This window comes from Oceanobacillus saliphilus (assembly GCF_023522835.1).
GTDB classification, from domain to species: Bacteria; Bacillota; Bacilli; order Bacillales; family Amphibacillaceae; genus Oceanobacillus; species Oceanobacillus saliphilus.
The window spans coordinates 640,210-656,049 of sequence record NZ_JALCZU010000002.1 but is presented as its reverse complement, the minus strand read 5'-3'; the positions used below and the strand labels follow the sequence as shown (position 1 = coordinate 656,049).

General features: G+C 37.5%; 12 protein-coding genes. 7 read left to right on the top strand and 5 right to left on the bottom strand.

Annotation, left to right across the window (positions count from 1 at the left end):
* A partial coding sequence (locus MN204_RS06305; protein WP_249870257.1) for a 2-oxo acid dehydrogenase subunit E2 occupies window positions 1-124 on the top strand: 124 nt, incomplete at its 5' end.
* 397 nt (window positions 125-521) lie between these two features.
* A complete protein-coding gene (locus tag MN204_RS06300) occupies window positions 522-1,709 on the top strand; it encodes a NupC/NupG family nucleoside CNT transporter (RefSeq protein WP_249870222.1) in 1,188 nt (395 codons plus the stop codon).
* A 197-nt stretch (window positions 1,710-1,906) separates the two neighbouring features.
* On the opposite strand, the gene MN204_RS06295 is transcribed toward MN204_RS06300, so the two are convergent.
* Complete coding sequence (locus MN204_RS06295; protein WP_249870221.1) at window positions 1,907-3,250, bottom strand: MATE family efflux transporter; 1,344 nt, start codon at window positions 3,248-3,250, stop codon at window positions 1,907-1,909.
* Between the two features lie 114 nt (window positions 3,251-3,364).
* Here MN204_RS06295 and murG point away from each other — a divergent pair, with 114 nt between their 5' ends.
* Window positions 3,365-4,435: an undecaprenyldiphospho-muramoylpentapeptide beta-N-acetylglucosaminyltransferase gene (gene murG / locus MN204_RS06290; RefSeq protein WP_249870220.1), complete on the top strand. Its 1,071-nt coding sequence runs from the start codon at window positions 3,365-3,367 to the stop codon at window positions 4,433-4,435.
* Between the two features lie 71 nt (window positions 4,436-4,506).
* Here the strand turns inward: murG and MN204_RS06285 are convergent, their stop codons facing one another.
* The 4 genes from MN204_RS06285 to MN204_RS06270 all read right to left on the bottom strand — a co-directional run bounded on the left by MN204_RS06285 (window position 4,507) and on the right by MN204_RS06270 (window position 8,951).
* Window positions 4,507-5,649: a Ger(x)C family spore germination protein gene (locus MN204_RS06285; RefSeq protein WP_249870219.1), complete on the bottom strand. Its 1,143-nt coding sequence runs from the start codon at window positions 5,647-5,649 to the stop codon at window positions 4,507-4,509.
* Window positions 5,639-6,760: a GerAB/ArcD/ProY family transporter gene (locus tag MN204_RS06280; RefSeq protein ID WP_249870218.1), complete on the bottom strand. Its 1,122-nt coding sequence runs from the start codon at window positions 6,758-6,760 to the stop codon at window positions 5,639-5,641. Before MN204_RS06280 ends, MN204_RS06285 begins: the two co-directional genes overlap by 11 nt.
* An 8-nt stretch (window positions 6,761-6,768) precedes the next feature.
* Window positions 6,769-8,271 carry a spore germination protein gene (locus MN204_RS06275; protein ID WP_249870217.1) on the bottom strand — a complete coding sequence of 501 codons (1,503 nt, stop codon included), beginning with the start codon at window positions 8,269-8,271 and terminating at the stop codon, window positions 6,769-6,771.
* Window positions 8,272-8,399: 128 nt separating this feature from the next.
* Window positions 8,400-8,951, bottom strand: coding sequence for a beta-class carbonic anhydrase (locus MN204_RS06270; RefSeq protein WP_249870216.1), 552 nt, complete (start codon window positions 8,949-8,951; stop codon window positions 8,400-8,402).
* Between the two features lie 1,089 nt (window positions 8,952-10,040).
* On the opposite strand from MN204_RS06270, the gene MN204_RS06265 reads away from it, so the two are divergent.
* The 4 genes from MN204_RS06265 to MN204_RS06250 all read left to right on the top strand — a co-directional run bounded on the left by MN204_RS06265 (window position 10,041) and on the right by MN204_RS06250 (window position 15,485).
* On the top strand, window positions 10,041-11,789 hold the full coding sequence (locus MN204_RS06265) for an ABC transporter ATP-binding protein (RefSeq protein WP_249870215.1): 1,749 nt from the start codon (window positions 10,041-10,043) through the stop codon (window positions 11,787-11,789).
* A complete protein-coding gene (locus MN204_RS06260; protein WP_249870214.1) occupies window positions 11,789-13,819 on the top strand; it encodes an ABC transporter ATP-binding protein in 2,031 nt (676 codons plus the stop codon). The genes MN204_RS06265 and MN204_RS06260 overlap by 1 nt, the downstream gene beginning before the upstream one ends.
* Before the next feature lie 45 nt (window positions 13,820-13,864).
* Window positions 13,865-14,689: a S1C family serine protease gene (locus tag MN204_RS06255; protein ID WP_249870213.1), complete on the top strand. Its 825-nt coding sequence runs from the start codon at window positions 13,865-13,867 to the stop codon at window positions 14,687-14,689.
* Between the two features lie 61 nt (window positions 14,690-14,750).
* On the top strand, window positions 14,751-15,485 hold the full coding sequence (locus tag MN204_RS06250) for a PRC-barrel domain-containing protein (protein WP_249870212.1): 735 nt from the start codon (window positions 14,751-14,753) through the stop codon (window positions 15,483-15,485).
* Window positions 15,486-15,840 lie beyond the last annotated feature (355 nt).

Below are 15,840 nucleotides of genomic sequence, written 5' to 3'. Positions count from 1 at the left end.
CCCGATGATGTACTTGGCACTTTCTTATGATCACCGTATCGTTGACGGTAAGGAAGCAGTCCAATTCCTTGTACGTATTAAAGAAATGCTTGAAGATCCGTACGATTTATTGCTCGAAGGCTAATACAAAAATTTTATAGGCCCTTTGCTGTGCAAATACAGCAGTGGGCCTATTTGCATTATTATAAAGAAGCAATTGGAGAGATAAACATATTTCAACTAAATGAGTCATTATATTTTAGACAAATCCATGTACTTCTGCTATACTCTAAAACGATTGTTCAGACAACCTCTCTATTATCCATGGCAGTAAGATCTTGTCTTTAGAGAATCCGAGAGTTCCATGAAGTTTAGAGAAACCCCACTGATTAAAGTTTCCCTGTAAATTTTAAATCTTACATAATTTGTTTCTCTCGAAAATGAACCGAACCATGAAAAACTAAAATAGTTATTTACCATGTTAACAAAACTAAAATTAGGGGAATCCTAAAATACTAGCGCAATTAAAGGGGGCATTACCGATGGATATTCTTCTCGGTATTTTAGCAATTCTAATCACATTAGGCCTGGCTTATCTCATGTCAAATGATAAGAAAAATATTAACTATAAAGGGATTGGCGTTATGCTCGTCTCCCAATTGTTGATTACTTGGTTCATGTTTTCAACCGAAGTGGGACGTGCAGTTATCAGTGGAATATCAGGGGTATTCAATAAGTTAATTGAATTCGGTACGGAAGGTATCATGTTTGTAGTGGGAGGTTTTGTAGTTGAAGAAAGTGGGGTATTCTTCTTTAACGTCCTGCTGCTAATTATCTTCTTTGCAACGATCTTATCCGTACTCACTTACCTAAAAATCCTACCGACAATTATAAAATACGTTGGTGGCTTTATTTCTAAAATTACAGGCTTACCAAGAATTGAATCTTTTAATGGGGTTAATAGTATCTTTTTTGGCCAGTCAGAAGCATTGATAGCGATTCGTTCACAGTTTCATCATTTAACAGCAAATCGTTTGTATATTGTTAGTGCTTCTGCGATGAGCTCCGTTTCTGCTGCTATCGTCGGTGCATATATTTTAATGCTTCCGGCAGAATACATTTTAGTCGCCCTTCCATTAAATATGTTTAGTGCTTTAATGGTGGCTTCTATTATCGCTCCTGTGAATGTATCGAAAGAAGAAGATTATGTTGATATATCAAATGTTACCGAAGACAAAAGTGTTTTTGAAGCAATGGCAAATGGCGCACTTGAAGGTGGAAAAATTGCCCTGATTGTTGCGGCAATGCTTATTGCCTTTATTGCATCATTGGCGTTAGTAAACTGGATTATTCAATTTATTTTCGCTGGTGTAACCTTGCAGCAAATTTTAGGATATATCCTTGCACCGATTGCTATATTAATGGGAATTACACCAAATGAGGTAATTGAGGCAGGGGCCATTATGGGTACGAAAATTATTACGAATGAATTTGTAGCTATGCTTGAATTTCAGCCAATGATTGATTCATTGTCTGAAAAAACAGTAGGGATTGTATCTGTATTTTTAACAAGCTTTGCTAATTTTTCTTCTATCGGTATCATTGCTGGTACTGTAAAGGGTATCGATAACAAAAAGGCAGCAATTGTATCCCAGTTTGGTATGAAGTTGCTGGCTGGGGCCATTCTTACGTCGATCTTATCGGCAACTGTTGCTGGACTATTTCTTTAATCGTAAATAAACGATTGTAATTAATTTGTACACATAAACGGCTATGTACGATTTCGCTTATGTTCGTAGTAAGAGAGAGTATAGACGTACTTACTTGCATATGTACAACTAAGGCATTTTCTAAAAAAGGCTTGGCGCACGTTTTCTAAAAAAGAAGAAGCTCATCCGTAAACTTTACGGATGAGCTTCTTGTCCTATTAAGAATACTTTTTTTGAATATGAATTAATCTCCATAGAAGTGCTGCTGCTCCGAAACTGAGGCCGATAATGATACCGACCCAATATCCGAACGGCTCCAGTGAAGTATAATTCGCCAAAATCCAGCCTGTCGGTAAGCCGATAATCCAGTAGGATATGAAGGCAATAATTAATGTCATATTTACATCTTTATAGCCTCGAAGTGCACCTTGAATTGGTGCGCCAAAAGCATCAGCTAGTTGATAGAAGATTGCAAAATAGATAAATTTCCTTGTCAGTTCGATGACTTCCGGTTCTGAATTATAGAGTGCAGCTACGGGTTCATTAAACACATACAGAATAAGTGCTGCAAAAATCGCAATAAAGATACCGCTGCTCATACCAATGTATCCATACGTTCTTGCATCTTTATAATGCTTAGCTCCTACTTCAAAGCCGATTGTAATTGTTAAAGCCATACCAACACTAAGTGGAATCATGTACAGAAGCCCGGCAAAGTTCAAAGCAGCTTGGTGTGCTGCAATCGTATACGTGCTGTACACACTCATTAATAAGGTAACTGCTGAGAAAATACTTGTTTCGAAAAATATAGCAGCACCAATAGGCATACCAATTTTCAATTGATTGATCCAAAGCTTGAAATCTGGCTTAAAGACCTTTGTAAAAACGTTGAATTTACTGAATGGATGGACTCTAATCATCACAATTAATGAAATGATACTTACAAGCCAATACGTAATAGCAGTCGCAATGCCGGCTCCTATCCCTCCAAATGCTGGAAGTCCTAGTTTACCAAAAATAAAAATATAGTTAAAAAAGATATTAAGGGGCAAAGATATTAATATGATAATCATAGATGCACGAGTCTGTCCTAAACCATCCATAAAACAGCGAATCGTATTAAAAATAAATAAGGGTATAATTCCAGCACTTATCGAAATAAGATAGTACTTTGCGATAGTCCGAACATTTTCATCCAAATCCATCAAAGAAAGTACAGGATCCAATGCAAAACCACCAGCTGCAATAATTAAAATAGATAGAATAATTGCCAGATATATTCCCTGCTGAACAATTTTAGGAACTTCATCGTTCATTTTAGAGCCAATGATATGCGCTATGATAGGTGTTATAGCCAAAACAATTCCATTAATTCCGGTCGATATAGGAACCCAAAGACTCGAGCCAATTGCGACACCAGCCAAATCTTCAGCTCCAGCACGCCCCGACATCACGGTATCAAAGAAGGTCATCAGATTAAGACTTAACTGTGTAATCAGTATAGGTATTAATATAATGATAAATAACCTGATTTTTTCTTTCATTGTTGATGTTTCGTACATGAAATCTCTTCCTTTTTTTTATATTTTCTAATAGGATAGAGAGTGTAATCCTAATGAAGCATAAAGTTCATTATACGTGTTAATTATGATTTATGGAAGAAAGGAAGTACATGCATGAAAAAGAAACGAATTCTCTTCACTGGCGGCGGAACAGCAGGCCATGTGATTGTCAACTTGGCTCTGATCCCTTTTTATCAGGATGAGGGATGGGAAATTGATTATATAGGTTCCTATAATGGAATAGAAAGAAAGCTGATTGGACAGTTAGAAGGTGTGACCTACCATCCCATTTCAACTGGTAAGCTGCGCCGCTATATGTCTATAGAAAACTTTAAAGATCCATTTAAAGTTTTGAAAGGTACGATGCAGGCTTTTCGAATTATCGGAAAACGCAAACCTCAGGTTATATTCTCAAAAGGTGGGTTCGTATCGGTACCTGTAGTTGCCGCTGCAAAATTGAGGGGTGTGCCTTCTGTTATACATGAGTCAGATTATACACCCGGACTTGCCAACAAGCTTTCCATACCTTTCACGAAAAAAGTGCTGGCAACATTTCCAGAAACGATGCAATATCTCCCTGAAAAGAAAGCGGAGTATGTAGGAGCAGTTATTCGGGATGAACTTTTCAAAGGAAGCAGGGAGAAAGGGCTGGATTTTGCAGGATTAACAGGTGAATTACCTCTGTTATTAATCATGGGTGGAAGTGGTGGTTCCCAGAAAATCAATGAAACGGTTAGAAAAAGTTTGCCGGCGTTGTTGCGTGATTTTCAAATCATACACATTTGCGGACAGGATAAGGTTGATCACTCCATTGATGAACCAGGTTATGTTCAACTCGAATACGTTAACGAAGAGCTGAAAGATATCTTCGCAGCCAGTGATTATGTACTCTCCCGGGCAGGATCAAATGCTATCTTTGAATTTTTGGCTTTGCAGATTCCAATGCTTTTGGTTCCATTGTCAAAAGGAGCGAGCAGGGGCGATCAAATCATTAATGCAAATTCATTTCAGGAAAAAAGGTATGCCAGAGTTCTCGAGGAAGAAAATCTTTCGGAGCAATCATTGAAAGACGAGCTATTTCAATTGAAGGAATTTGCGCCAATTATGATCGAAACAATGAAAGAATATAAAAGTGAGCAGTCCCGTGATCGGGTAATTGAGATTATTAATGGTGAAAGTAAATAAAAATAATCCCGGGCTATCTGGCCCAGGGATTATTTTTGGTATATCACTATTACTTTATATTATGTTCATGTTTACTGTATTGTCCCATAATTCGTTAACTTCACATTAACATTAACATTCAAAGTTACATCCGGAAACTTCTTGCGCCATTCTTCATTTGTTAAATTGCTATCCCTTTGTCGCGCTCTGTAGATCTTTCCAAGACCAAATGGATCTGTACCTGCTTTCTGAAGCTTAGCAAAGAGGGTTTCGTATTGACGCGTGAATGCTTTCTCGATTTCCTTTTCTAATAGAGTTGCTACATGTTCATTATCCACACTCATTAATTTAGAAGTTTCTAGTAAAAATAAATCAATATTAATCGTTGTATCAAAATGCATATCCTGGACATTCGGCATCTTTGTTTTGCTTTTCCCTCTTTCTATCGTTACATGTAGATGGAGCTCATCATCCTCATTTATGTCTTGATTTTTTTCAATATATTTTAAAAATGGTTTTATAGGAATGGAAATATCTAAAGGTGTGGATGTTGTTGTGTTTTGAAATAAATTTACCAGATATCCTTCCTGGAGTGATATTTCATCAACATATTTATCATCTTGAAATAATGCAATCCCACTTATTTTCGGTTTATTTTCTACTAAATCAATAATTGGCATGACGGGATCATGTCCAACATCAGATTCAATATGGGTAAAATCATGTAAATAAGTACTGGGAAAGCTATCTTCCTCAATTTCTTTTTCAATTAGATACTGTAGGTATTGCCCAGTATTAAGTGATAGTTCACCTTGTCCCTCTGTGAGGATTTCCTTTGCCGACGTATTTGTGACTGCGAGTAACATCGTGTCTGATACACGTGCATCACGAACTGCTGAACTTATGTACGGTAGTATTCCCTTTTGTGCTGCTTCTTTACCATATAGTTCAAGGCGGATTTGACCAGGGCTCAATATAAATCCTGCTTCTGTACTGGCATCTTCACGAGCACCTTTTATGGTATGTCCTGTCCCGGAAAGTGTTGTCGTAATTTCCTCGGATTCTGCATCGAATTGATAGGAAATGATTGTCGTTTCGATTTGGTTACTGCTATCTTCTGCAATATCTACTCCCCGTGTATTTATGACCCCTCTTTCTTCCAGCTGTCTTGCTGGTACACAAGCTGCAAGTAATATAATAGTAGTTAGCATAATGATTGTTATTCTAATTTGCATTGTTATCATCCCCTTTACGTTTCTTCCACCCCTGTTTGAATAATACAAGAAGAAGAAGGACAAATGGATACACATAGACAATCCAGAAACCTGCCTTTTCTACAGCATTAATTACTTTTTGAATTTGAAAATGCTGATCAATAAAGGTACAAGCAATTAGCAATAGTGCAGAAACGGTATACAAGGATGTTTTTTGGGGAACCTTATACAACCTTTTCATTCCATACGTTACCCCCCACATCAGAAGTATCATATTTGGGATAATTACCATCATCCATTCGGCTACAACGATATAATCAAACCGTTCAATAAAGGGAAATCGTTGAATTTTAAATAGTGCCAGTACGGCCCATTCCCGTCGCCCTAACTGCTCATGGCTGAAGTATCCAATAGCTATAACTGTTGTGAATAAGATAAGAGCAGCAGACCAGAAAGAAGCCAAAAAAATGGGCATTTTAGCTTTTTCTTTATTTTGAATAAAAGGATAAACCATAAAGAGGATTTCAAACCCTAAAAATGTATAGGAAGTAGCTCTGGCACCTTTTAATAATTCAGCAATAGAAGCTTGAAATGCTGGCTGGAAATGGGTTGGATCGATTAGTAATGCAGGATGAATTAACAATAATAATAACCAATGGGATAAGATGAAAAAAAGAAAACAAACCCCAATAATTACTCGAAGCCCACCAAGAACACTATAAATAATTAGACAAATCAGCAATAATCCCATAACAAAACTGCTTAACTCGGGAAAGATGAAGATTTTCACTACTTCGATATAAGTGATGAGCACAGATAATAACGTAGCCGCAAAATAAATAACATAAACGGTGCCTAGTAATTTCCCCAAGACTTTCCCAAAAATATCAACCTGAATGCCGAGGATGTCTGCATTTTCGTATTGTTTAAGAATATGCAGCATGACAAATAGAACAATGACAATATAGATGGAGGCAATGATAATCGATATCCATGAATCCTGGCGTGCCTCGATAAAGATAATTCTTGGAGCACCCATGATCCCAACACCTAACTGGATGGAGGAGATAATGAAAAATAAATAAAACGCTTGAATACGTAGGTTCGATTTCATTTTTACATTGATGTCCACAAAATCACCTACTCATCGATGTCTTTTTTCTTGTCCGCTTTTCTTTTCTGAAACCGTATTAAATTCTTCGGTTGAAAAGAGGCAAATCGTTTCCACTGAAAATTTTGGGGTAATCGGATCAATACTTTATTGTGATCCTCAAATCTAAACGGGTAGATTGGTGTCAGGAATGGGCGTCCTAAAGAAGTTAATTTTAATAAATGGATTAATATAAAACAGATTCCAAACATGATTCCAATTATACCTAAGATCCCTGCCAGAATAATCATTGGAAAACGAATGGTGCGAATAGCTGTCCCCATGAGATAGCTTGGGACTGTAAAGGATGCCAATGCACTAAGCGTGACAAAAATAATTAAAATATTACTCGTTACTCCTGCTTGAACTGCTGCTGTACCAACGACAACACCACCAACAATACCAATGGTTTGTCCAACTTTCGTAGGTAGTCTTGCGCCAGCTTCCCGTAATAATTCAATCATTAATTCGAGAAATAATGCCTCAAATATTGGAGGAAAAGGCACAGCTGCTCTCGATTGTCCGATAGAAACAAGCAATTGAGGTGGAATGATTTCATAATGAAAGGTAATCGTTGCAACATACATAGGTGTTAAGAAAACGGATACGAGCATTGCGAAGAATCTTAGAATTCTAAGGAAAGACCCTGCATTCCAGCGCATATACAGATCTTCCGTAGATTCAAAAAAACTAAAAAAAGTAGATGGAGCCAGAATTGCCGTTGGGCTATTTTCTACCAATACACCGACTCTGCCTTTTGATATGGCATAGGAGGCACGGTCAGGGAGTTCTGTCGAATAGAATTGTGGAAATATCGAAGTGGATGAATCCTCAATATATTGCATTAATACATTGCTGTCTTCAGTTTCATCCACTTCTAAATCCTGTAATCGTTGCCGCATCGTATTTACATCGGTTTCATTTGCGATTGTTTTCAAATAGATTAATCGTACCTCTCGAGGCGCTCTTTTCCCAATTGTGATTTTTTCCAATACAAGATCAGTCGACCGGATACGCCAACGAATAATATTTAAATTCGTGATTAATGACTCGGTAAAAGCCACTTGTGGACCAATCACTACACTTTCCGTTTCTGCTTTTGCCAATGCTCTTTTTTCTATATTTAACATCGGGTAAAAGGCAACAGCATCTTCATCCTCTACATAAATAAAAACATGTCCATTTATTAAATCTTCAAGTATGACTTCCAATTTAGTTGTCGTTTTTCCAGAGCTTAATGGAATTTCATTCAGGATGGAGGCCGCGGTCCATTCTACTTTACTTTCCAATAAGGGTTTTAATAATAAATTTTCTGCTTTTTCCGGTGTCACTTGAAATGGAATATAAAATACGGCAATTTTCTTGTTTAGATGTTCATACGTTGAAAAACTCAGGTCTGTGTTATTTTCAAATTTACTTGTAATTATTTCCTTCAGTTGCTCTATTTTAAGTGGAAAGATGCTTTTAGAATCACTTTTACGGCTTTTTCTCATAAGAACCTCCGAAAACATACAATTCATCTTGGCTTATTATGCCGAGTATATACAGAAATTATGAATAAAACTTCTACTGAAATTAAAAAACTACCAGCTCCTAATGGAGTGGCAGTTCCTTTAGATTTCTATTGTCTTGTAACAACATCTACTTTTCCTGTATCAGGATCGATAACCAATCCATGAACTTTAATTTCTTTAGGCAGTAAGGGATGATTTCTGATGATTGACACACTTTGCATGACAGATTCTTCTACAGTATTAAAACCATGGAACTCTTCATCGAGGTTGATGCCTCCATGTGTCAAATTATTTATTGCCTCTTTAGGAATTCCCCGTTCAATCATCGTGTTTTTTAGTGCTTCCGTATCTACATTGGACATTCCGCAATCATGGTGACCAATGACAACTACTTCATCAGCTTTTAATTTTAACACTGCAACAAGGATACTCTTCATAATACTGTCAAAAGGCTTCCGGATAATTGCTCCTGCATTTTTGACCATTTTCACGTCGCCATTTTCTATGTTCAATGCTCGATGCAGCAACTCGACTAATCTCGACTCCATACATGTGAATATTACCATTTTTTTATTTGGAAATGTATCGGTTTCATAGTCCACATATTGTTTTTTAGATACAAATTGTTTGTTATACGCCAGCATTTCATCTAAATGCATCGAATCAACTCCTTTATTCTTTGCTAAAAACTATAGCATTTTTTTGGTGTATAGGGAATTATAGTGACGCAAAATTTTCATTCTCAGCCTAAAGTATCATTTTTCGAAAAATTCATACTCTTTATTGTTACGGCGTATTTTTTGAGGTATTATAATAGTATCAATCAAAAGGGGTGAAAAATATGGGAAATTTTACACGGAATTGTCGATTATGCAAACAATCTATGGAAAGCAGTCCTTTTATGATGTGTTCAACTTGTCTAAAGGATAGTGAACAAATCCGCAATTTTATCCGGAAACACCCCCTAGCGTCTCTTGAAGAAATTTCTCGATCTACCGATGTATGTATTCGTAAAATAGAACATATGGTTACAATAGGTCTTAACCGGAAAGATGCGTATGAACCAGAAATGAATTGAGTATCCTCTTCTCTATATTCTTCAGAGAATAACTCAAATCTTTGAGCCGTTCTCTTTTTTCTTGCCTAAAATGACCACTAACTTCTTTTAACCAGGCTATTTTTCAATAGTTTGTACCGTGTTTGACTCGCCCTGCTAAAAAAGTATTGACTTTAAAATTTCTAAATACTATAATTATTACGAATTGAAATCGGAAGGAGGTCACTAAAATGGAAAATGTAATCATTCGTATCCAGCAAAACAATACATTCTTTTCTGTGACCTTCACAATGAATGGGTTTACTTTTTAATAGTTAAAAAGTGAATGGATCATTTGATGGGTCACATATGTCTGTGACCTATTGTAATATGTGAGGGGAGAATTATGCCCTGCAATGCATTCGTCATAGGCGGATGCATTTTTTTGTGTTAACTGAAATCATTTATAAAAATTGTTGCTTTTGTAAGTTATGTTGCTTTTCAATCTTCGCAGTAGAAATTAAATCGATGTAACATGAACAGTACTGAGATGGAACAAGTTACTTCGGCAATTGCAGCCCGTGATCCGTGAGTGTATTTCCCAGAGCGGTCGCCGAAGCTGCTTATCATATGACGCAATATACAGGTGTTTTGTCTAACTACCACTTTTACAAAACTGCCTAAACTACAGAAAGATTAGAGGGTGAGAGAAATGTTTCAGGTTTTTAAAAAGCTGGATTGGTTTTTTAAGTACTATTGGAAAAGGTATCTATTTGCAATTATTTCTTTAATTATTGCGAGTGCCATCGGGCTTATTCCACCGAAACTCATCGGTTTGACAATCGATTATATACAGTTTGATTCTTTAACGACTCAGCTTTTGACAGCACTCCTATTAGGTTATCTTGTACTTACGATTGTACATTATGCGATATCATACCTTTGGGATTATACATTATTTGGGGGGGCCGTCATTATTGAAAAATGGATGCGAAGTCGTTTGATGTCACACTTTTTAAAAATGACACCGACATTTTACGGGAAATTTCGTACAGGGGATTTAATGGCCCGGTCAACAAATGACTTAAAAGCTATTAGTCAGACTGCTGGTTTTGGGGTGCTTACCCTTGTGGACTCGAGTATTTTTATGCTCATGATTGTAGCCGTAATGGGATTTACGATTAGTTGGGAACTAACTTTCGCTGCTTTAATTCCATTGCCAATCATGGCTATTGTCATGAATAAATATGGTTCGGCGATTCATTTCAGATTTACAGCGGCCCAGGCAGCATTTGGGAATATGAATAATGAAGTACTGGAATCAATCAGAGGGGTGCGGGTCATACGTGCTTTTGTACAGGAAAGACAGGATGCAGACAGATTCCAGGCGATGACTGAAAATGTATACCGGAAAAATATCGAAGTAGCCAAGATTGATGCCTTATTTGAACCGACGATGAAAATACTTGTCGGGTTCTCCTATACGATTGGATTAGGCTATGGTGCCTTTTTAGTATTTGAAAGTGCGATGACTTTAGGAGATCTTGTAACATTCAATGTCTATCTTGGAATGCTCATTTGGCCGATGTTTGCTGTTGGAGAACTTATTAACATCATGCAACGTGGGAATGCTTCATTGGATAGAGTGAATGATACGTTATCCTATGAAGCAGATGTACAAAATCCGAGACAGCCAAAAGTGGTTCCATCAGTCCATTCAATTGTATTTGACAATGTATCTTTTTCCTATCCATCTGTAGAAAGAAGGCAATTAGAAAATATAACCTTTCATGTTCAAAAGGGTCAAACAATTGGTGTTGTAGGAAAGACTGGTGCAGGAAAAACAACGCTTTTTAAATTGTTGCTAAGGCAATTTCCGGGGATGGAAGGTACAATTAGAATTTCCGATACGGATTTAAAAGATATTAGTTTAGAACAAGTTAGAAGCTGGATTGGTTATGTTCCACAGGATCAAATGATGTTTTCAAAATCAATCCGAGAAAATATCCAATTTGGGAAGCCGGATGCAACGGATGAGGAGATCGTCCGGGTGATGGACCAGGCCTATTTTCTTCATGATATGAAGCAGCTTCCGAATGGGCTGGATACGCAAGTTGGGGAGAGTGGCATTACATTATCGGGAGGCCAGAAACAACGTGTTGCATTGGCAAGAGCATTTATAAAAGACCCGGAAATTCTGATTCTGGATGATTCCATGTCTGCTGTTGATGGAAAAACCGAAGCGAAAATCATAGAACATCTAAGAAGAGCAAGACAAAATAAAACAACCTTTATTGCAGCACATCGTATGTCTGCCGTTACCCATGCAGATCAGATCATTGTTCTGGAGGACGGTAAGATAGTAGAGGAAGGAACACACGAACAATTAATGAAGCTGAATGGCTGGTATAAAGAACAGTATCAACAGCAGCAATTAGAGGATGGGGAGGTGTCAACATAATGCAGTCTTCAACTGAAAAGAGATTATTTCAATATGCTTTACAGTATAAGAAAGGAATCTTGATTGGTTTATTCTGTTTAATGATAGCTGTTTCCCTAGAACTGGCAGGACCATTCATTGCCAAGAAAGTTATTGATGATCATATCCTTGGAGTAGAAGGGTATTGGCATGAAGTTGCGCACAACCATGATAATCAAACGGTGGTATATCACAACCGTTTTTATAAGCGGGCGGATCGCCTTACAGACCCTGACGAAGCAATCGCTGAGACGATGACATTGCTTCAAATAGGCACAACGTATTATGTTATTGACGAGAGGACACCACTTGAGGGTGAGAGAACTGCTGATGAGAATGAGGTAACTGTTACGACATCTGCAGGCACAGAAATTTATGAAGCGGAAAAACTGTCGTTGAGCGACGTATACCCTTTCTTCCAGCCGGAGCAGGGACCAATTATTTTGTTATTGGTACTATATATGGTGTTGCTTTTAATAGCGGGTTTCTTTCAATTTTTTAAGACTTTTCTTCTGCAAAAGTCAGCAAATCAGATTGTCAAGAAGATGCGAAATGATTTATTTGCCCATACACAGAGAATCCCAATCAACTATTTTGTTGATCAGCCGGCAGGTACAATTGTCTCCAGAATTACGAATGATACGGAGGCTATTCGGGATTTGTATGAGCGGGTATTGTCCATTATTGTAACAAGTATCGTATATATGGGAGGGATTTTTGTTGCCCTGTTTATATTGGATGCCAAGCTTGCTGCTCTCTGTTTATTGATTATTCCATTGTTGTTTGCTTGGATGAAGGCCTATAAGTATTTTGGAACAAAGTACAATAAAGTCATTCGTGCTACGATCAGTCAAATAAACGGGAATATAAATGAATCTATCCAGGGGATGCCGGTGATTCAGGCATTTAATCGCCAACAGAAAACAAAGGAAGAATTCGAAGTTTTGAATGAACGTAATTTTACGTATCAAAAAAAGCTGATTCAATTAAGTGCGCTTACATCGTATAACCTTGTAACAGTAATCAGAAACCTGACTTTTGTTGGTTTTATCTGGTACTTTGGCTCTTCTTCAATTGGTCTTGCAAGCGTAATATCCATCGGAATGCTTTATGCAATTGTCGATTATATTACAAGACTCTTTGAACCTGTAACGGACATCGTAAACCAGCTCCCATTGCTTGAACAGGCGCGAGTGGCAGGTGGTCGCGTATTTGAATTGCTGGATCGTGACGGGGAAAATGTCAATAACGAAAAAGTTACTAAATACCGTGGGGAAGTTGTATTTGATCATGTATCCTTTGCTTATAATGATGAAGACTATGTCCTCAAAGACATTTCCTTTCATATAAAGGAAGGGCAGACTGCAGCATTTGTTGGTCATACGGGATCTGGCAAAAGTTCCATTATGAATTTATTGTTTCGTTTTTATGATGCACAGAAAGGTACCATATTGATAGACGGTCATCATACGAAAGAATGGTCCCGACAGCAGGTGCGAAGTCATATGGGAATCGTTCTTCAAGATCCATTTTTGTTTTCGGGAACGATTCTTTCCAATGTTACGATGAATGATGGGAAGATAACAAGGAAAGCTGCGATAAGCGCGTTAAAAGCAGTTGGTGCAGATGGGTTTATTGAAAAGCTTCCAAATTCCTATGATGAAGTGGTTACAGAAGGTGGAGCAACATTCTCCCTCGGTGAGCGACAACTGATTTCTTTTGCTCGTGCATTAGCTTTCGATCCGGCAATCCTAATACTTGATGAAGCAACAGCAAATATTGATACGGAAACCGAGAATATCATACAAGAAGCATTGGAAGTTCTCAAAGAAGGAAGAACAACCCTTGTAATCGCTCATCGTCTATCAACGATACAGCAGGCCGATATGATTTTTGTTCTTGACCGTGGCACTATCAAAGAACAAGGGAATCATGATAAACTAATTAAAGAGAGAGGATTATATTATCAAATGTATCAAATGCAGCAAGGGAAGGTTAAGGCTGTTGTATAGGTTTGATAACCATTAAAGCGTAATAATGAGTGTACGGGGTGACCTATGGATTCCAAGGATAAACATTCGCACGATATAATAGATGAAGATTTATATGAAGAAATTGACGACGAAGAATTATATGAATTGGTTCAGGAAGAACGCAGAAAGGCGCTTGAACGAGCCAATTCAGATGAGGAACCCAAACCAAAGCGTCCATTTCCAAAATGGGCGTTTTGGCTAATTGCTTTAGCTTTGGCTTTTAATGTATTTGCTTTAATACCACAGACATTTTCTATCCCTGCAATTGATTTTCTAATCACTTCTGCAAGATTATCAACTGATGAAGACATCCAATCTTATAAACAGGCCGTTGTTGTCGTTGAAACTGGTGATAGCAAGGGCACCGGATTTTCCATTTCAGAAAATGGTATTATTTTAACAAACCATCACGTCATTGCTGGAGAAGACAGTGTCACGGTTGCATTTCCGGAAGAAGGACTTTTTACAGCAGAAGTTGCCCAAATCTATCCGGAGATTGATTTGGCAGTGCTGCATGTTGAGGGAGATAATCTGCCTTACTTGACATTGGCAGATCAAACCGTTTTTGAAGCGAATGAGCCTATACGATTTATAGGTAATCCTTTAAGGTTTAACGGCATAGCTAATGAAGGGAATATTCTGGGATATACGCAATTACGAAGCTGGAATGAAGAGGTGCTCATGATAGAAGCACCTGTTTATAGAGGAAACAGCGGAAGTCCGGTTATTAATCAGGACGGGGAAGTGCTGGGAATCATATTCGCAACATTGGAACATGATCAATATGGTAAAGTTGGTCTTTTTGTACCAATCGATTATTTTTATGACTATACAACATATGAGAAATAAACTGGTTTAGCGCCTCGGTAATAGGGTATATAGTAATAAATCCTTATCGGAGGCGTTTTATATGTACAATTATACTTCGCGAATTAAAAAATTTAATATTCAGGCAACAGATGGTGAAATGGGGAAAATAAAAGATTTATATATCGATGATAAAGACTGGGAGATTCGCTATGCCATTGTCGATACTAGGAAATGGCTACTTGGAAGAAAGGTATTACTTCCACCCAGTTCATTTACGAATATAAATGAACAGGATGAGCTAGTGGACGTGGAATATGATAAAGATGCCATTCGTAACAGTCCACCCGTCCCAGAGAATGAAGATCTTTCATCTGATCAAGAAGGTACATTGATGGACTACTTTGGCTGGAATACATACAAGGATAACGCATTATTAGGACCCGATGGTCGTGCGCTTGGAACATTTGAACAGCGTAGTCAGGGTAAGGATAATAAGGTGCCCCAAGAGCCACATATGCAGCGTAAAGCGAAAGATGGCAGAAATGGTAGCAATCTTCGGAGCGAAGATGAAACGATTGGTTTTAAAGTCCATGCAAAAGACGGAAAAATCGGTAAGATGGTAGATATGATATACGACACGGAACAGTGGGTAATTAAATATATTGTCGTAAAGAGCAGTGAAAATTTGACCGAAGACGAATTATATATTTATCGAACAGACCAAATACAAACGGTTGATTGGTTTGAGAAGGATTTATATATTAATGACTCGGTAACAGGTATTGCTGGTAATAAACCATTTACGAATAAGAATGATATTATAGCAAGTCTTTAATATTGGAGATGCCTCCCTTTTGAAGGAAAGGCAGGCATTTTTTTGGCGGAGGAAAACTTTTTCTATCTGCATCAGTGCAACGAAGGCTGTCACCCAAAGACTTGGTGACAACCAAGTTTCTATAATATGCAAGTAATACATAAAGTGAACCATCAATCAGCTGGGGACGTACAGCCAGCCACATTAGGAATTGAAGTTATAGCGATACTTAAGACATGTTTTTTAGCAGGTAATTAAGTATAAACTCAACTTTTGCACTAATAAAATGAGTTCAAACATTTAACTAGATTAAACTTATAAAGCCACTAATATTCGCCTTGGTAACGTGAAAAAAGTAAGGCTGTTTTCGTAATTT